Origin of the sequence: Mycobacteroides sp. PCS013 (genome assembly GCF_049532645.1) — a bacterium.
Lineage (GTDB): Bacteria > Actinomycetota > Actinomycetes > Mycobacteriales > Mycobacteriaceae > Mycobacterium > Mycobacterium gwanakae.
In genome coordinates this window covers 2,740,010-2,757,505 of the sequence record NZ_CP150131.1, presented here as the reverse complement: position 1 = coordinate 2,757,505, position 17,496 = coordinate 2,740,010, and the positions used below count along the sequence as shown (strand labels likewise).

15 protein-coding genes are annotated in these 17,496 nt (G+C 66.0%); 11 read left to right on the top strand and 4 right to left on the bottom strand.

Features of this window, described 5'->3' with window-relative positions; all coding sequences use genetic code 11:
- Positions 1-71 precede the first annotated feature (71 nt).
- Genes nirD through RHO23_RS13645 form a run of 3 tightly spaced genes read left to right on the top strand, consistent with a single transcriptional unit; the run spans position 72 to position 2,290 of the window.
- Entirely contained in the window at positions 72-425 is a 354-nt protein-coding gene (gene nirD, locus RHO23_RS13655; protein ID WP_030096951.1) for a nitrite reductase small subunit NirD, read from the top strand.
- Complete coding sequence (locus RHO23_RS13650) at positions 415-1,569, top strand: uroporphyrinogen-III synthase (protein WP_064409371.1); 1,155 nt, start codon at positions 415-417, stop codon at positions 1,567-1,569. The genes nirD and RHO23_RS13650 overlap by 11 nt, the downstream gene beginning before the upstream one ends.
- Complete coding sequence (locus RHO23_RS13645; RefSeq protein ID WP_423487949.1) at positions 1,562-2,290, top strand: sirohydrochlorin chelatase; 729 nt, start codon at positions 1,562-1,564, stop codon at positions 2,288-2,290. The genes RHO23_RS13650 and RHO23_RS13645 overlap by 8 nt, the downstream gene beginning before the upstream one ends.
- Here RHO23_RS13645 and RHO23_RS13640 read toward each other — a convergent pair.
- Together RHO23_RS13640 and RHO23_RS13635 are read right to left on the bottom strand one after the other, a co-directional pair.
- Positions 2,264-2,560, bottom strand: a complete 297-nt coding sequence (locus RHO23_RS13640; protein WP_005056371.1) for an MGMT family protein — start codon at positions 2,558-2,560, stop codon at positions 2,264-2,266. The two genes, RHO23_RS13645 and RHO23_RS13640, sit on opposite strands and share 27 nt — an antisense overlap.
- Positions 2,561-2,562: 2 nt before the next feature.
- A complete protein-coding gene (locus RHO23_RS13635; RefSeq protein ID WP_264921996.1) occupies positions 2,563-3,345 on the bottom strand; it encodes an alpha/beta fold hydrolase in 783 nt (260 codons plus the stop codon).
- 90 nt (positions 3,346-3,435) lie between these two features.
- Between RHO23_RS13635 and RHO23_RS13630 the strand changes: the two genes are divergently transcribed.
- The 4 genes from RHO23_RS13630 to nudC all read left to right on the top strand — a co-directional run bounded on the left by RHO23_RS13630 (position 3,436) and on the right by nudC (position 11,916).
- Positions 3,436-6,612, top strand: coding sequence for an ATP-dependent helicase (locus RHO23_RS13630; RefSeq protein ID WP_264921995.1), 3,177 nt, complete (start codon positions 3,436-3,438; stop codon positions 6,610-6,612).
- Positions 6,609-9,851: an ATP-dependent helicase gene (locus RHO23_RS13625; RefSeq protein ID WP_309297619.1), complete on the top strand. Its 3,243-nt coding sequence runs from the start codon at positions 6,609-6,611 to the stop codon at positions 9,849-9,851. Before RHO23_RS13630 ends, RHO23_RS13625 begins: the two co-directional genes overlap by 4 nt.
- A gap of 72 nt (positions 9,852-9,923) precedes the next feature.
- Complete coding sequence (locus RHO23_RS13620) at positions 9,924-11,009, top strand: potassium channel family protein (RefSeq protein WP_030096957.1); 1,086 nt, start codon at positions 9,924-9,926, stop codon at positions 11,007-11,009.
- 1 nt (position 11,010) lies between these two features.
- Entirely contained in the window at positions 11,011-11,916 is a 906-nt protein-coding gene (nudC, locus tag RHO23_RS13615; protein WP_070920762.1) for an NAD(+) diphosphatase, read from the top strand.
- A gap of 18 nt (positions 11,917-11,934) precedes the next feature.
- Here the strand turns inward: nudC and RHO23_RS13610 are convergent, their stop codons facing one another.
- Positions 11,935-12,204 carry a mycoredoxin gene (locus RHO23_RS13610; RefSeq protein WP_064409364.1) on the bottom strand — a complete coding sequence of 90 codons (270 nt, stop codon included), beginning with the start codon at positions 12,202-12,204 and terminating at the stop codon, positions 11,935-11,937.
- A 98-nt stretch (positions 12,205-12,302) separates the two neighbouring features.
- Between RHO23_RS13610 and RHO23_RS13605 the strand changes: the two genes are divergently transcribed.
- The 4 genes from RHO23_RS13605 (at position 12,303) to RHO23_RS13590 (ending at position 16,077) form a co-directional block, all read left to right on the top strand.
- Complete coding sequence (locus RHO23_RS13605; RefSeq protein WP_064409363.1) at positions 12,303-14,372, top strand: ATP-dependent DNA helicase UvrD2; 2,070 nt, start codon at positions 12,303-12,305, stop codon at positions 14,370-14,372.
- Between the two features lie 55 nt (positions 14,373-14,427).
- Positions 14,428-15,252: a dienelactone hydrolase family protein gene (locus tag RHO23_RS13600; protein WP_070915112.1), complete on the top strand. Its 825-nt coding sequence runs from the start codon at positions 14,428-14,430 to the stop codon at positions 15,250-15,252.
- A 166-nt stretch (positions 15,253-15,418) separates the two neighbouring features.
- Positions 15,419-15,622 carry a hypothetical protein gene (locus RHO23_RS13595; protein WP_030096962.1) on the top strand — a complete coding sequence of 68 codons (204 nt, stop codon included), beginning with the start codon at positions 15,419-15,421 and terminating at the stop codon, positions 15,620-15,622.
- 170 nt (positions 15,623-15,792) lie between these two features.
- A complete protein-coding gene (locus RHO23_RS13590; RefSeq protein ID WP_030096963.1) occupies positions 15,793-16,077 on the top strand; it encodes a WhiB family transcriptional regulator in 285 nt (94 codons plus the stop codon).
- Between the two features lie 67 nt (positions 16,078-16,144).
- Here RHO23_RS13590 and RHO23_RS13585 read toward each other — a convergent pair whose 3' ends face one another.
- On the bottom strand, positions 16,145-17,494 hold the full coding sequence (locus RHO23_RS13585; RefSeq protein WP_423487948.1) for an ABC1 kinase family protein: 1,350 nt from the start codon (positions 17,492-17,494) through the stop codon (positions 16,145-16,147).
- Positions 17,495-17,496 lie beyond the last annotated feature (2 nt).

Sequence of the window (17,496 nt, the reverse complement as noted above, 5' to 3'; positions counted from 1 at the left end):
CAACACGACGAGAAGAAAGGCCGGAGATGACAATTCTGGACGCTCGCCCCCGTCTGAGGCGGTACCAGTACGTGTGGTCGACGGTGTGTGCGGTGGACTCGCTCACCCCGGGCCGGGGTGCTGCGGTGCTCCTTCCGGATGATGTGCAGGCCGCACTGTTTCTGCTGTCCAATGGAGAGCTGTACGCGGTCGGTAACATCGATCCATACGGTCATGCCGCCGTCATGTCGCGCGGTTTGACCGGTGACCGTGGCGGTGAGCCGACGGTGGCTTCGCCGCTGCTTAAGCAGGTCTTCTCGCTAATAGACGGGCGTTGCCTCGATGATGCGTCGCGCCGGTTGCCAGTCTTCGAGGTGCGGGTGAGCAATGGAAATGTCGAAATCGGAATGCTCAGGAGCCGACACCGGAACGCGGTTGCCGCGTAACGAACAAGAGCGTCGGCTCGACGGATTCACCATCGGTGTCACTGCTGCGCGCCGGTCGGAGGAACTGATCGCGCTCCTGGAACGCCGGGGTGCTGCAGTGGTGTACGCCGCGGCCATCCGGATCATCCCGCTCGCGGATGACGCCGAGTTGCGTGAGGCCACCGAGCTCGTCATCGCCGACCCGCCCGACGTCACGGTGGCCACCACCGGAATCGGGTTCCGTGGCTGGATCGAAGCCGCTGACGAATGGGGTGTGGCGCAAAGTCTCAAGTCGGCGTTGGAGTCCGGGCGTTTGGTCGCCCGCGGGCCCAAAGCCACTGGGGCGATTCGCCAAGCGGGTCTGCGTGAAGAGTGGTCACCCGCGTCCGAGTCGTCAGCGGAGGTGCTGGATAGGCTCCTGGAAGAGGGTGTCGAGGGCCGGCGTATCGCCGTGCAGCTTCACGGTGCCGCCACCGAGTGGGAGCCCATCGCCGATCTCTGTGAAGCGCTGACAATCGCTGGCGCGCAGGTGATTCGGGTACCGGTATACCGCTGGGAACCACCGGAGGATCAGCGCCCGATGGACCGCATGATCTCCATGGCCATCAATGCCGAGCTGGACGGGATCAGTTTCACAAGCGCCCCCGCGGTGGCATCAATGCTTGGTCGCGCCAAGGCAACAGGACGATTGGATGAGCTGCTGTCCGCACTGCGGGGCAGGGTGGCGCCGCTGTGTGTCGGCCCGGTGACCGCGGCGCCGCTGGAAGTGTTGGGTGTGCAGACAACGCAACCCGAACGAGCGCGGCTGGGGGCGTTGGCCCGGCACGTTGCTGATGAATTGCCTAGGCGTGCACCGCGTTTTCACGCCGGTGGGCATGTTGTGAGTGTGCGCAGCTGCGGGATTGCGGTTGACGGCGAGACGCGTCAGATCTCTCCGGCGGGAATGGCGTTGATGAAACGGCTGATGGTGCGTCCCGGTCAGGTGGTGTCGCGCGAAGATCTGTTGGGTGTCCTGCCCGGAGGCGGAGACGACACCCATGCGGTGGAGACGGCGATGACGCGCCTGCGGTCTGCGCTCGGTGCGCCGAAAGTGATTCAAACAGTGGTCAAGCGCGGTTACCGGCTGGCGATCGATCCGACCATGATTGGGGAATGCCATGGATGACGGTCTTCGCACATGCGGCTCGTCCGCTGTCGAATACGTTTTGGTCGCGCATGGAACGCGTTCGGCTGCCGGCGTGGAGAACATTGCGGCGCTCGCCGAGGCGGTGTCGCTGCGCATAGGTGCGGTGCGCACCGCATTCGTCGACGTGCTGGGTCCTACCCCGTCAGAGGTGCTGTCGACGATCGAAGGTCCCGCGGTCTTGGTTCCGGCCTTTCTCGCATCGGGATACCATGTGCACCAGGATATTCCGCAGCATGTCGAGCTGAGTGGACATCCCAACGTCGCGGTGACCCAAACATTGGGGCACGATCCGGTGCTGGCCAGTGTGATGGCCGAGCGGCTGCGCGAGGCCGGGTGGCGTCATGGTGATGCGGTGGTGCTCGCGGCGGCAGGGTCTTCCGATCCCCGGGCTCGTCATGAGGTGCACACCGCGGCGAACATGCTGGCGCATCACACCGGCCCCGTCAGGGTGGGCTATGTCGCCACAGGCGAACCGCGGGTGCCCGACATGGTCGCAGCAGCGCGTGCGACCGGTCGGCGCGTCTTCATCGCGTCGTATCTGTTGGCGCAAGGTCTGTTTCAGGAGCGCCTGGCTGCGTGCGGCGCCGATGGTGTCGCACAGCCGTTGGGTGTGCATCCCGAGATTGTGAATCTCCTGGTGCGCCGATTTACTTCGGCGGCGGTGCCGGGTGCGCTAGAAGCCGTGGCGGACGTCGCGTAACGCGATTCGTCCGTCCACCGCCAGCACGCCCTCGGCCCTCAACAGTTCGAGCTGTCGGGTGCGGATATGAGGTGCGGGGCGACCGCTTGCCCCGATGACACGATGCCAGGGCAGGTCGGCCGAGTCGGTTCGCATGATCCATCCGACGATTCGTGCACTGGAAAGGCCTGCCGCGTCGGCGATATCGCCGTACGTGGCCACCCGACCGGCCGGTATCGACGCGACCAGCGAGCGCACCAGCTCTACTTGTTCTTCGGTGACGGCCGCCATGCTTACTCCAGGTGTGACCGTATCGCGGCGGCGGTTTCGGTGGGTCGTGATTGGGACACCATATGGTCGCAGTCGACGTCTACCAGCTCCAACCGGTCGCCAAGCTTGGCGACAAGAGCATCCAGCAGTCCGGTGGTGACATAGGGCGGCGAGGTGCGGGTGGCGCGTAACAGGGTAACGCGAATGATGTTGTTCGGCAGGGCGATATCGCGTGCCAGCTCGCTCCACGCGGTGACCACGGCAGGCAGGTGCATGCGCCAGCCCCACCGGCCGTTCGGCAGTTGGATCAGGTGTTCATCCAGTTCTGCCTCGATGACGTGGTCCGGTACGTCCGACCATGCTCCGGCGACCTTGTCCGACTTTGCTTCGGCGCGGTCGGTGTAATCCGGATAGGCCACCATCTGCTCGGCGATCTGACGCATCCAGTCACCGTCCAGTCCGATCGCCGGGTCCAGCAGCACGAGCGACTTCACGAGGTCGGGTCTGCGTGCGGCCAGATGCAACGCGGTGGCGCCGCCGAATGAGTGCGCCACCACCACAATGGGCCCTGATTGCGTTTCGTCGAGCACCGCGGCAACCGCATCGGCATGCGCTTCCAGCGACCATGGCGCGGGTGCAGGGGAGCGCCCGTGGCCCAGTAGATCCAGTGTCAGGGTGGGCACATCGGGGAGGTGCTCGTCGAGAAGCGGCGCCCAGCGCTTGCCGTGCCCGGTGAGCCCGTGCAACGCCACCAGACGCGCGGGTTCGTCGGGGCCGTACCGGTGGGTCTTCAACGTCGGTGTCACCCGCGGAATCCTGCCACGATCCGCGGGTGATCTCCGCGCGGGACACCCAGGTCAGGTCCGGTTGTCAGACCCTCGTGCTGTGATCTGCACATGCCGGCGCCGACCACCTCCCCCCGATCGTGGGATGGCGCGGCCGCAGATCTGCTGGACCCGGCCCGGCAAGGCCGGTTCGTCGTGGTCGGCGGTAGCGGAACCGGCAAGACGAGCCTGCTGGTAGACATCGTGGCGGCGCGGACCGCCGCGGGTGTGAGCCCGGAATCCATTCTCGTGCTCACCGGTTCCACCCGGGCCAGCATCGAGCTGCGCAGCCGGATCTCTGCGGCGGTGTTCGAGCGCCGCGGAACCATCGCCATCCGTGAACCCATGGTCCGCACCGTGCACTCGTATGCCTTCGCCATGCTTGCCGCCCACGCTGCCCGTCAGGGCAATCCGCCGCCGCGTTTGATCACCGCTGCCGAACAGGACAGCATTGTGCGGGACTTATTGTGCGGCAACGCTGAAGACAATGGAGGCTCCTGGCCCGCCTCGCTGCGGCCCGCGCTGACGACGGCCGGGTTCGCGACCGGTGTTCGAGATTTCATGGCGCGGTGCACCGAGCGCGGTGTGGACGCCAGAGACCTTCGCGCTATCGGGCGGCGGCACAACCGACCGGAGTGGGTCGCAGTTGCCGACCTTGCGCAACAGTATGAGGAGGTCATGCTGCTGCGGTCCTCGGTGGGGATGGCGGCTCCACAGGCCACGGTGCCCGCACTCGGCGCAGCCGAGTTGGTGGGATCGGCGCTCGAAATCTTCGCTGTCGATCCGGGAATCCTTGCCGCCGAACGCGATCGGATCGGCCTTCTTCTCGTTGACGATTCCCAGCATCTTGATCCGCAGGCGGCGCTGTTGGTGCGACTGCTGGCGGGGGGCGCCTCGCTGTCGGTGTGCACCGGTGACCCCAATCAAACCGTATTCGGATTCCGCGGGGCCGATGCCCGGCTGTTGCAGACCGGCGCCGACGACGGGGCCACGACCATCGAACTTCACAGTTCGTATCGCTGCGCCCCGCCGGTCGCCGAACTTGCGAACACGGTGGCGAGACGGCTGCCGGGAAGCTCGCCCGCCCGCGTGATCGAGGGGGCGGAGAGTGCTCCGGGGGCTGCCGTGCGTCTTGCCGCCGTGCCCACCGAAACCGCGGAGGCATCGCTGGTTGTCGACCTGCTGCGACGCTCCCACTTGATCGATGGGGTGCCGTGGTCTCAGATGGCGGTCGTCGTCAGGTCGGTGCCGCGCAGTGGCGCGGCTCTGCGCCGCGCTCTGCAGTCGGCCGGCGTTCCGGTGCACGCGGAGTCCTACGACGGTCCGGTGGCCGCTGTTCCAGCCGTACATGCGCTGCTGCTGGCAGTGTCCTGTGCGCAAGGCAGTCTGACCGACGAGGATGCGGTGACATTGGTGACCGGCCCGATTGGGCGCGTGGATCCGGTAGCGCTCAGGCGGTTACGCCGCCAACTGTTGCGGGCCGAGGAAGCTGCGGGCGGGGATGCGAACAGCGCTGCGCTATTGCGTTCGATTCTGGTGGATGCCGAAGACACGCGCCTCAGGGCGCTCACCGATATCCAGGCCGCACCACTGCGGCGCGTGCGTGCGGTGATCGCCGCTGTGCGCGAGGCCATCACGTCCGATGCGGGCGTCCTCGATGTGCTGTGGGCGGCCTGGATCCGATCGGGTCTGCAACGCCGTTGGGACGGGCTGTCGCAACGTGGAGGTCCACTGGGCGCGCAAGCAGACCGGGACCTCGATGCGGTGTCCGCACTGTTCGACCTGGCATCCGAACATGTGGCGCGCACACCAGGCATCGGAGTGATGGGACTGATCGACCACATCCGGTCGTTGGCGCTCGCGGGTCAGCGCGCGGCGGGTGAGCCCGATGCGGTCTCCATCGTCAGTGCGCACGCTGCCGTGGGCCGGCAGTGGGATGTGGTCGCGATCCCCGGTGTGCAAGAAGGGCTGTGGCCGAACACCGCGCCACGGGGCGGGGTGCTGCGCACCCAGGAGCTGATGGATGTGCTGGCGGGCATTGACCACGCCGCGTATGTCGACGGGGCGGCGGTGGCACTCGCTGAGGAGCGTCGGCTGCTGCTGCTGGCAGTGGGCAGGGCGGCTCGCCGCGTTCTTGTCTCGGCCGTCGACAACGAGAATGCCGATGTGGGCGGCGGTTCCGCGATGGCCTCCCGTTTTCTCACCGAGCTCATGGTCGCGCATCCGCAATGGGTGATGCCGGAATATCGCGCGGGAGTGCCGGAGTCCCGGACCTTGACCACCGCTAGTCTCGTCGGCGAACTGCGGGCCGTCGTCACCGCATCCGCGGGTACCGTGAGCGATGCCCGTCGTCGCGCGGCGGCGCGTCAGCTGGCTCGCCTCGCGGAGGCCGGTGTTTCCGGCGCAGACCCCGGGTCTTGGTACGGGCTCGCCGATGTCAGTAGCGAGGATCCCCTGTGGCACGCCGAGGACGGCCCGGTCCGCTTGTCACCGTCCAATGTCGAGACGCTGATGGCCTGCCCGCTGCGCTGGCTGCTGGAACGGCATGGCGGCACGGATCTGACCGATCCGCGCCGTGCGCTCGGAACATTGGTGCATGCGCTCGTCGGTGAGCATCCCGCGGATAACGAGGCCATGTCCCGAGAGCTCGACAAGGCTTGGGAGTCAATGTCATTCGAGTCGCAGTGGTATGCACGTAATGAGCTGCGCAGGCATCATGAACTACTGGAGGCCTTTTCCGCGTGGCGTATGGCGACGCGCGGTGAACTCACCGAAGTCGGTCGAGAGATCGGCGTCGACGGAGTGCTCACGCACGCCGATCACCCGCAAGTGCGGCTGGTCGGTCGCATCGACCGGTTGGAACGTGACGCCGAGGGTCGCGCCGTCGTCATCGATATCAAGACCGGCAAGAGCCCCGCCACCAAGGACGACGCGCAACAACACGCCCAGCTCGCCACTTACCAGGTCGCCGCTGCCGAAGGTCTCATCACCGGACAACCCGAGGGTGAGCCCGGTGGTGGCCGATTGGTGTACGTCGCGAAACCGAACCTCGATGACGGGGCCACTCAACGCCATCAGGATCCGTTGACGCCTGCCGCTCAGCAGGCCTGGCGTGACACCATCCACACCGCCGCGGCCAGCACGAAGGGGCCGCTGTTCATCGCCCGGGTCAATGATGGATGCGGGCACTGCCCGCTACGCGCATGCTGCCCCGCACAGGCAGATGGGCAGGCGGTGTGCCAGTCGTGAGCACCTACTCTCCGTCCGAACTATCCAGGGCCTTGGGGCTTTTCGAGCCCACCGACGAGCAGGCCGCCGTCATCGGCGCGCCACCTGGCCCGATGGTGGTCATCGCGGGTGCCGGGGCGGGTAAGACCGAGACGATGGCCGCGCGGGTGGTGTGGTTGGTGGCCAACGGCTATGCCACCCCTGGCCAAGTGCTCGGGTTGACCTTCACGCGCAAGGCGGCGGGCCAGTTGTTGCGCCGGGTCAGATCGCGACTGGCCCGGCTGGCGGGAAGCGGGATCATGGTTCCCGTCGGGGCCGACGAGCCCGATCCGGTGATCGCCACGTACCACGCCTATGCGGGAACCCTGCTGCGCGAGCATGGGTTGCTGTTGCCCATGGAGCCCAACGCGCGGCTGCTGACGGAAACGCAGTTGTGGCAGTTGGCGTTCCGGCTGGTCTGTGACTTCGATGGGGATTTGGATACGGAGAAGACGCCCGGCGCGGTCACCGCTCAGGTGCTCGCGCTGGCCGGTCAGCTGTCCGAACATCTGGTGGACACCACCGATCTGCTCTCCTCGCACGATGAGCTGGAACAGCTGATTCACACTCTGCCCCCGGGCCCGTACCAGCGGGAGGGCCGCCCAAGCGCCTGGCTGCTGCGTCTGATCGAGACACAGCATGAACGAACGCAGCTCGTCGCGATCGTCGCCCAGCTGATGGAGCAGATGCGTGCCCGCGGTGTCCTCGATTTCGGAGCACAGATGTCGCTGTCGGCCCGTCTGGCCGCCGAACACCCCATCGTCGGACAGACCCAGCGAGATCGTTATCGGGTAGTGCTTCTCGACGAGTACCAGGACACCGGGCATGCTCAGCGCATCCTGTTGTCGTCGTTGTTCGGGCGCGGCGTCGATCCCGAGCTGGCGTTGACGGCGGTGGGTGATCCCATCCAGTCCATCTATGGCTGGCGGGGCGCCTCGGCGACGAACCTGCCCCGATTCACCACCGACTTCCCGCTGCCGGACGGTTCACCGGCGCCCACACGGGAGTTGCGCACCAGTTGGCGTAACCCGCCGGAGGCTCTGCACCTGGCCAACGCCGTGTCCGAGGAAGCGCGACGGCGCTCGGTGGCGGTGCGGCCGCTGCGCCCCCGCCCGGACGCTACCTCCGGCAACATCGCCTGCGCGCTCTTCGGCGATATCGTCGCCGAACGCGAATGGGTCGCAACAAAACTGGCCTCTGTGTACGAGGAGGCACGTCGCGGCGGGAACCGTCCGCCGTCGTCGGCGGTGCTGGTCCGCCGCAACAGCGATGCCGCCCCCATGGCTGAGGTCCTTGCTGCGCACGGTGTTCCGGTCGAAGTGGTCGGCTTGACGGGTCTGCTCGGTCTTCCTGAGGTCGCCGACACCGTGGCGATGCTCCGTCTTGTCGCGGACCCGACCGCGGGCCCGGCTGCCCTGCGGGTGTTGACCGGCCCGCGATGGCGCCTTGGCGCTCACGACCTGGCCGTGTTGTGGCGGCGGGCGATGGGATTTGGTCGCGCCGGCTCCGACATGGCAGGGGAGGACGCCGACATACCGTGTCTGGCCGATGCCATCAGCGACCCCGGTGCACCCGAACAGTATTCGGCGGAGGGCTGGACGCGCCTGACGGCCTTGCGGCGGGAACTGACCGCATTGCGCACCCGGCTCGGCATGCCGCTCACCGACCTGATCTGCGAGGTGCAGCGAGTGTTGGCGCTGGATGTCGAGCTCATCGCGGGACAACGCAGCGGCGGCCTGGACCAGCTGCGCGCATTCACCGATGTGGCCGCCGGATTCGCCGAGGCTGCCGACCAGAGCGACCCGGTGAGCGTGATCGCCGCGTTCCTGCAATACCTGGATGCGGCATGGGAGGTCGAAAAAGGCTTCGCCCCGGTGGAAGTCGCGAGTAGCCCGGGCCGGGTACAGATTCTGACCGTGCATTCGGCCAAGGGTTTGGAATGGGACGTGGTAGCGGTCCCGCATCTGAGTGCCGGGGTGTTTCCCTCGGGCGTGGCCGCGCCGACCTGGCTGACAAGTGCCACCGAGCTGCCGCCATTGGTGCGCGGCGACCGCGCCACCCTGGGAGATCGTTTCGGGGTTCCGCAGCTGGACACCGAGGGCATCACGAACCGCAAACAGCTCTCCGACGCCATCGCGCGACACAAGGACAGCCTGGCCACTCGCCGGATCGACGAGGAACGCCGACTGCTGTACGTGGCGGTCACCAGGTCGGCCGAGCAACTTTTCGTCTCCGGACACCACTGGGGCCAGACCGGACTCAAACCCAAGGGGCCGTCCGATTTTCTGGTCGAGCTGCGCGATGTCATCGAAGACGCGATCACCCAGGGCATCCCGTGCGGAATTGTCGAGGAATGGGCGCCAGCGCCAGCGGCAGGCGAGCGCAACCCCATGCTCGATCAGACCGTTGAGGCGCAATGGCCCGCCGACCCGCTGGCGGGCAGGCGCGGCGACATCGAAGCAGGGGCGCAGCTGGTGCGCGAGGCACTCACCGATACCGCCGCGCCGGCCGAGGATGAGGATCCCGACGGCTGGGCCGCCGACGTCGACGCGCTATTGCGCGAACGAGAGCAGGCCCATCGCCGACCGGAACGGACTCTTCCCCAGCATCTTTCGGTGACCAGCCTGGTCGAGCTGCGTCAGGATCCGCAGGCGCTCGCGCGCAGGCTGGCCCGCCCGCGCCCCACACGTCCGGACCTCGAAGCCCGGCGCGGCACCGCCTTCCACTCCTGGGTGCAGCGTCACTACGGAGCGGTACGTCTCATCGATTTCGAAGATCTGCCGGGCGACGGCTACGGGGAGTTCGAAGACGCCGAGGATCTCGCGGCCCTGCAGTCGGCCTTCCTCGCCTCGGAATGGGCGGATCGAACACCCGTCGATATCGAGGTGCCGTTCGAGATCTCTGTCGCCGGGACCGCCGTCCGCGGCCGGATCGACGCGGTGTTCGGACCCGACAACAGCACAGACGGAAACTGGACAGTGGTGGACTGGAAGACCGGGCATGAGCCGTCAGGTACCGAGATGGAAGCCGCAGCCCTGCAGCTGGCCGCGTACCGGCACGCCTGGGCGGCGTTGCAGAACATCGATCCGGCGCGGGTGAGCGCGGTGTTCCACTACGTGCGGACGGGGCGCACGGTGGCGCCTGCCGAACTGCCCGAGCTGCCCCAGGCAACCGAACTCGCGAAGCTGACTTCGGAGGCAACTTCGGCGCCAAGTCGCTAGCCAACGCGAATGACGGGCGCCATGTGAGTAGATTGACACCCGTGCAACCGGTGACTCGGACGCGATCGGCATATGGCCGGTAAGTTTCGCCAGCGGTTCCGTGGCATCGACCAGGCGCTGACCGCACAGCCCGACCATGCTCTCGTCGGCGTCCTGCGTATCCCGCAGAACGCCGCCAGCCCATGGCTCGCCATTGGAAAACGAATCCTCATCGCGGTCGGCACGCTCTTCGCCGCGGTGCTCGTGGTGTACGCCGATCGCAGTGGCTACCGCGATGTTGCATCCACCCCGGAGGAAAGCGATCCGCTCAGCTTCCTCGATTGCTTCTATTACGCGACCGTCTCGCTCTCCACCACCGGCTATGGCGACATCACCCCGTACACCGAGGGCGCGCGGCTGGTGAACATTCTCGTGATCACGCCGCTGCGGCTGCTGTTCCTGATCGTTCTGGTCGGCACCACGGTGGAAGCGCTCACCGAACGTTCGCGTCAAGCACTCAAGATCCAGCGATGGAGGTCCCGCGTGCGCAACCACACCGTTGTCGTCGGATACGGCACCAAGGGAAAGACCGCCGTCCAGGCGATGCTCTCCGATGGCGCTACCCCGGCCGAGATCGTGGTCGTTGACGAAGACCAGATGGCCCTGGATTCGGCGGCTGCCGCAGACCTGGTGACGGTGCGTGGCAGCGCTACCAAGTCGGACGTGTTGCGGCTCGCCGGTGTGCAAAACGCCAAGTCGATCATCGTGGCCGCCAACCGGGACGACACTTCGGTGCTGGTCACGCTCACCGCACGTGAGTTGGCGCCCAACGCCAAGATCGTCGCCGCGATCCGCGAGGCAGAGAACGTGCACCTGCTGCGCCAGTCGGGCGCCGACTCGGTGGTGGTCTCCTCGGAAACGGCGGGACGGCTGCTCGGCATCGCCACCTCGACACCGCGCGTCGTCGAGATGATCGAGGACCTGCTGACCCCGGAGGCAGGGTTCGCGATCGCGGAACGCGAGGTGGAGCGCAGCGAGGTAGGCGGCTCGCCGCGTCATCTCTCGGACATCGTCTTGGGTGTGGTGCGCGACGGCACCCTGCACCGGGTGGATGCGCCAGAGGTCGATTCCATTGAGGCCTCCGACCGCCTGCTCTACGTCCGCAACGCCGGAGCATGACATGACTTTCCGTCTTCGCAACATTCCGCTGCTGTCACGGGTCGGGCTCGATCGGGCCGACGAACTGCGTTCCAACCCTGAGGAATTGGCGAAGGGTTGGGCCGAGGCGGGGCTGGTCACCCTGGATGTGCGGGGCCGGGTGAACATTGTCGACGGGCGAGTGGTTCTCGAAGACGCGGCACGCGTCGGCGATGTGCCGCCGGAGCACGCGGTGTTCCTCGGGCGCATCCCGGGCGGCCGTCATGTGTGGGCGGTGCGCGCCGAACTCGACGACGACAGTGCGCCCCTGCTGGATCTGCGCCGCTCCGGACAATTGTTCGACGACACCAGTGCGGCCCTGCTGGCCACCGCGATGGCGATGCTGGCCTGGCACGACAGTGCCGGTTACAGCCCCGTTGATGGATCGCCGACCACTCCGGCCAAGGGCGGTTGGGTCCGGGTGAATTCGTCGACCGGTCAGGAAGAATTTCCGCGCACCGACCCTGCTGTCATCTGCCTGGTGCACGACGGCGGTGACCGCGCGGTACTTGGCCGTCAGAAGTTCTGGCCGGAGCGGATGTTCTCGCTGCTGGCGGGGTTCGTCGAGGCGGGCGAATCCCTGGAGGCGTGTGTGGCCCGCGAGATCGCCGAGGAAGTGGGTCTGACCGTCACGGATGTGCAGTACCTGGGCAGCCAGCCGTGGCCCTTTCCACGATCGATCATGCTGGGTTTCCACGCCGTGGGCGATCCATCGCAGCCCTTCTCGTTCAACGACGGTGAAATCGCCGAAGCAGAGTGGTTCACACGCGACGAGGTGCGGGCTGCACTGGAAGCAGGGGATTGGACCACCGCGTCCGACTCGCGCTTGATGTTGCCCGGGTCGATTTCCATCGCCCGGGAGATCGTCGAATCCTGGGCTTACGCCTAAATCAACCGGGCCCTGGGTTTAGACGCCGAGCTTGGCCTTCACCTGCGACAGCGACGGATTGGTCAACGCGCTGCCATCAGGAAACTTCACGGTCGGCACGGTCTGGTTTCCACCGTTGACGTTGGCGACATAGTCGGCTGCGGCCGGGTCCTGCTCGATATCGATCTTGGTGTAGTCGATGCCCGCGGCCTTCAGCTGCGTCTCGAGCCGACGGCAATATCCGCACCAGGTGGTGCTGTACATGGTCAATGTGTCGCTCGCTGTAGTCACACCGGCATTCAACGTCATACCCCTGGTGGGTGTTCCGCCGGGGTATGTGAGATGTCTCAACGCCGAGAACGGGGTCAGCGAGCGGTGTTGTCGGCGGTTGCTGCGAAGATGGCCGGGTGGCGCGTTCTCTCCTCGATGGTCTCGACGATGAGCAGCGTGCCGCCGTCACCGCGCCGCGCGGTCCCGTCTGCGTGCTCGCCGGAGCGGGCACCGGTAAGACCCGCACCATCACCCATCGCATCGCTCACCTGGTCGAATCCGGGCATGTCGCTCCCGGTCAGATCCTCGCGGTCACCTTCACCCAGCGGGCGGCAGGGGAGATGCGTGGGCGGTTACGCGACTTGGGCGTGGGATCGGCTCAGGCCGTCACGTTCCACGCCGCCGGTCTGCGGCAGCTCCGCTACTTCTGGCCGCAGCTGGTCGGCGATACACGCTGGGAGCTCATCGACAGCAAGTTCACCATCGTCGCCCAGGCCGCCAACCGCGCCAAGCTGAGCACCAGCACCGACACCGTGCGCGACCTTGCCGGTGAAATCGAGTGGGCCAAGGCCTCTTTGATCAGCCCCGAGGCCTATCCGGCCGCCGCCGCCAAGTTCGCGCGGGATACGCCGGTGCCCGCCGAGCAGGTCGCGAAGGTCTACGCCGGTTACGAGAAGCTCAAGGCCCGACCCGACGGATCAACCCTGCTTGATTTCGATGACCTGCTGCTGCACACCGCGGCAGCCATCGAGAACTCCGCATCGGTGGCCGACGAGTTCCGGGATCGCTATCGCTGTTTTGTGGTCGACGAATACCAGGACGTCACCCCACTGCAGCAGCGGGTGCTCGACGCGTGGCTGGGCCCCCGCGACGACCTGACCGTTGTGGGTGATGCCAACCAGACCATCTATTCGTTCACCGGCGCCACCCCGCAGTATCTGCTGGGCTTTTCCCGCAGATTTCCCGAAGCGACAGTGGTCCGTCTTGAGCGTGACTATCGCTCGACCCCGCAAGTGGTTTCGCTGGCCAACCGGCTGATCGCCGCGGCGCAAGGACGGGTGGCGGGCAGCAAGCTGCAACTTATCGGTCAACGGGCCGAAGGGCCGACCCCCAGATTCTCCGAACACGACGACGAGGCCGCCGAGGCGAAGTCCGTGGCGAAATCGATTGCAACACTGTTGGAATCCGGAACCCCGGCATCGGAAATCGCGGTGCTGTACCGGATCAACGCGCAGTCAGAGGTATACGAGGAGGCGCTCACCGAGGCGGGCATACCGTTCCAGGTGCGTGGTGGTGAAGGGTTCTTCACACGCCAGGAGGTGCGGCAGGCGCTGGTGGCGCTGCAGCGTGCCGCTGAGCGAGATCACGCAGACACTTCTGTGCCGCAACAGGTTCGGGAGATTCTGGAGCCGCTGGGTTTGTCGGCCGAGGAGCCGCACGGCGCCCAGGCGCGTGAGCGGTGGGAATCACTGCGCGCGCTCGTGGAACTCGCCGAGGAAGAATGTGTCCGTCTGCCGGAGCTGGATCTGCCGGGGCTCGTGCGTGAACTGCGGGTGCGGGCCGAGGCGCGTCACCCACCGACCGTGCAAGGCGTGACGCTTGCCTCGTTGCATGCGGCCAAGGGCCTGGAATGGGATGCGGTGTTCCTAGTGGGGCTGGCCGACGGCACCCTGCCCATCTCGCATGCCCTGTCGCGTGCCGGCGATATCGAACCGGTCGAAGAGGAGCGGCGGCTGCTGTACGTCGGGATCACCCGTGCGCGTGTGCATCTGAACCTGAGTTGGGCGCTCGCGCGCGCGGCCGGTGGCCGCAAGTCCCGCAAGCATTCGCGGTTTCTCAACGGAATCGCCCCCACCGCGCAACTGCCGGCCGCTGCTACGCCGAGACGTCGGGGCAGCGGTGCGCGCTGCCGAATCTGCAATGCCGCGCTCAGCACTCCGGCGGCGGTAATGCTCCGGCGTTGCGAGAGTTGCCCATCCGATATCGATGAGGAACTCCTTGTCGCGCTCAAGGATTGGCGGCTCAAGACGGCCAAGGAGATGAAGGTGCCCGCGTTCGTGGTGTTCACCGACAACACCTTGATCGCCATCGCCGAGCTTCTTCCGGGGGATGATGCCGCCCTGGTGGCCATTCCCGGAATAGGCGCGCGCAAGCTGGAGCAGTACGGCCCCGATGTACTGCGTTTGGTCCGTGCCAGAGCCTCGTAGCTCCTTGTTCAACACGTGTCTAGCGCGGAGCGCGATCTCGTCCTAGGCTCGCCCCATGGCCGACGATGACCTCCGCGATTTCGAAGCAGGCACCTTCACACACGAGGGTGAAACCAAGATCGTGTTGAGAAAGGGCAGTGGACCGGCGGTGATCGTTATCGCCGAGATGCCCGGAATCACCCCGAAGGTCGCCAACTTCGCACGCAAGGTGGCCGACATCGGCTGCACCGCCGTCATGCCGCACCTGTTTGGGAATCCCGGACAGAACACGGACCCCCGGGAAGAGGGGTGGTTGCGTACCGCGACCTATATGGCCTCCTCGATGTTCCGCGGCTGCGTGAGCCGCGAATTCACGGTCCTGGCCACCGGAAAGAGCTCCCCGGTGGTGGCGTGGTTGCGGGCACTCGCTCAGAACGAGCACGAGCGCAACGGCGGTCCTGGGGTGGGCGCCATCGGTATGTGTTTCACCGGGGGATACGCGCTGGCCATGGCGGCCGACGACAGGCTGTTGGCACCCGTGCTGTCGCAGCCATCGCTGCCGGCCGGTCTCACCAAGTCGCATCGCTACAACATCGATATTTCTCCGGAGGACCTGCAGAAGGTCAAGCATCGCTGTCAGCACGACGGGCTCACGGTGCTCGGTATGCGCTTCACCTCCGACAAGCTGGTGCCGGCCGAGCGATTCCAGTTCCTCAGAGATGAGCTGGGGGATGCGTTTGTCGCCATCGAATTGCCCGGCGACGTGGCCAACCCCCATTCGCCGATGCCTGCGCATTCGGTGGTCACCGAACATCTCATCGACGAGCCGGGACAGCCCACGCGCGCGGCACTGGATCAGGTATTGGATCTGTTCCGCTCCCGACTACTGACATCTGTGTAACCGGAGATCTGGAAAAGATGCCAGTTCGGAAAAACTGGTTTTGAAGTATCGCCGCAGGTCAAAAATAACTTGTCAACCAATAGATGACCTTTTACTCTGGGCTTCAGGAATTCGCGAGGATTCCAGACCAGACCTGTTCACGAGTGAGTAGACGGAAGGAGGAGCGATGAACACACCCACCAATTACGGCGACACCTTGTGGCGTGATGCCCATGGTGCCTTTGTCGTATCGCCGCTCGCTCCGCCGTCGCTCCTGACGCATGCCGCCGCTGCCAAGCCGGCGGCTCAGAGCATGTCGGCCGTCGGCATTAAGCACCGCGCCGCCGTCGCCGCCGCGAATGTCGCGTCCGTGAATAGGGGATACATCTAGGTAGCCCCTCAACCGCCTCCCAGGCCACGGACCCGACACCACCGGGATCCGTGGCCACTTTTGTTTGAGCCCCAAAACCTCAGACGTGGTTCCGGATCTCGATCGATAAGACACCGATACGAGACCAGCAGTTTTACGAGGAACCGAAGAGGAAGCAGGTGAACGGACACATGATGACCGTCGAAGTGGAGGCCCGAAGACTCGCGCTACCGTGCCACGTCGCGGATGCGGACCTATGGTTCGCGGAAAGCCCGGCGGACCTGGAACGGGCTAAGACGCTGTGCGCGGACTGCCCGATCCGGTCGCAGTGCCTGGCTGCGGCGCTGGATCGCGCGGAGCCCTGGGGCGTGTGGGGTGGCGAGATCCTGGAGCAGGGTGCCATCGTGGCGCGTAAGCGTCCGCGTGGACGCCCGCGTAAGAACCCGCTGCCGGCCGCAGATCCCGCCGCGGCATGACTCGGCATGTTGTGGGCCTCGACAACCAATGCTCCCCATCGCCATGTGGCGGTGGGGAGCATTGTTATCAGGGCGTTTTCGCGTTCGGTTCGAAGAACCCCGGCATCCATTCCTCGGCGATCGCCGCGTAGTTCACGTGCGCGCCGAGCTGCACCAGAACCCCGATCATTCCGCCGAGCGTGCGCAGCAGCATGACGTAACCCGGCGGCACTGTCATCTGACGTGCCAGCTTGAATCGTTCGGTGAATCCCTCGTCCAGGAGGTCGGTCGACGCCACCGCGGCTTGCTGGAACCATTCACGCGTGAAATGGAATTCACCGGAGCGCAGCGGATCGACATAGGGCCACAGCGGCCGGATGTAGTCCATCACCTGATCCCCGGACAGCTGGACCTCCGGTGGCATGAATCCGAGCTGCTTGATGAGCCGGATCACCTGCTCCCACTGCTCATCTCGGGCCCAGCACAGCACCTCGCCGAATTCGGGCGGAATGCCGCCGGGGTGCTCGGAGACCGCGCCGAAATCGATGATGCCGAAACGCCCATCGGGCAACAGCATGAAGTTGCCCGGATGCGGGTCGGCGTGCACCAAGCCCACCTTTTCCGGTGACTTGACCGTGAATTCGAGCATCAAGGCGCCGGCGGAGTCCCGTTCCTCGCGGGTGCCCTCGGAGATGATCTTCGAGAGCCGCCGCCCCTCCATCCACTCGGCGATGATCACCTTGGGTGCGCTCGCGACCACCGCCGGGACGAAGAACTTCGGATCTTCGGCGAAGGCCTTCGCGAATGCACGCTGGTTGGACGCCTCCTGACGGTAGTCCAGTTCGGCCTCGATGCGGTCGCTGATCTCGGCCACCAGCCTGTCGATATCTGCTTTGGGCGCAATCTGTTTGGCCAGCGGCGTCATCCGCTGGATCAGCTTGAGATCGGCGCGCAGCGCATCGTCGGCGCCCGGATACTGGATCTTGACGGCCACCTCGCGGCCGTCCTTCCAAATCCCCTTGTGCACCTGGCCGATGCTGGCCGAGGCGACGGGCGTGTCGTCGAAGGACTGGAAACGTTCGCGCCACTTGGTGCCGAGCTGTGCGTCGAGCACGCGATGCACCTTGGCTGCGGGCAGCGGCGGTGCCTCGCTCTGCAGTTTGACCAGAGCCTCACGGAACGGATCGGCGAACTGCGGCGGTATCGCCGCCTCCATCACCGACAGGGCCTGGCCGACCTTCATGGCGCCGCCCTTGAGCTCACCGAGCACGTTGAACAGTTCGTCGGCGGCCTTCTCCAGGAGTTCGGCGTTGACCTCATCGGCCGAGGTTCCGGTCAGCCGTTTGCCCACCCCGATGACCGCGCGACCGGCCATCCCTGCGGGCAGGCTTGCCAGTTTGGTCATTCGGCTGAGCCCGCCGCGGCGAATATCTGCCATGT

What these genes read in the sequence shown, in the direction of transcription:
- RHO23_RS13590 (WP_030096963.1), top strand. Translation starts at nt 15,793, where the DNA reads ATGATGACCGTCGAAGTGGAGGCCCGAAGACTCGCGCTACCGTGCCAC.
- RHO23_RS13630 (WP_264921995.1), top strand. Translation starts at nt 3,436, where the DNA reads ATGCCGGCGCCGACCACCTCCCCCCGATCGTGGGATGGCGCGGCCGCA.
- RHO23_RS13610 (WP_064409364.1), bottom strand. Translation starts at nt 12,204, where the DNA reads ATGACGTTGAATGCCGGTGTGACTACAGCGAGCGACACATTGACCATG.
- nudC (WP_070920762.1), top strand. Translation starts at nt 11,011, where the DNA reads ATGACTTTCCGTCTTCGCAACATTCCGCTGCTGTCACGGGTCGGGCTC.
- RHO23_RS13595 (WP_030096962.1), top strand. Translation starts at nt 15,419, where the DNA reads ATGAACACACCCACCAATTACGGCGACACCTTGTGGCGTGATGCCCAT.
- RHO23_RS13620 (WP_030096957.1), top strand. Translation starts at nt 9,924, where the DNA reads ATGGCCGGTAAGTTTCGCCAGCGGTTCCGTGGCATCGACCAGGCGCTG.
- RHO23_RS13640 (WP_005056371.1), bottom strand. Translation starts at nt 2,560, where the DNA reads ATGGCGGCCGTCACCGAAGAACAAGTAGAGCTGGTGCGCTCGCTGGTC.
- RHO23_RS13645 (WP_423487949.1), top strand. Translation starts at nt 1,562, where the DNA reads ATGGATGACGGTCTTCGCACATGCGGCTCGTCCGCTGTCGAATACGTT.
- RHO23_RS13585 (WP_423487948.1), bottom strand. Translation starts at nt 17,494, where the DNA reads ATGGCAGATATTCGCCGCGGCGGGCTCAGCCGAATGACCAAACTGGCA.
- RHO23_RS13600 (WP_070915112.1), top strand. Translation starts at nt 14,428, where the DNA reads ATGGCCGACGATGACCTCCGCGATTTCGAAGCAGGCACCTTCACACAC.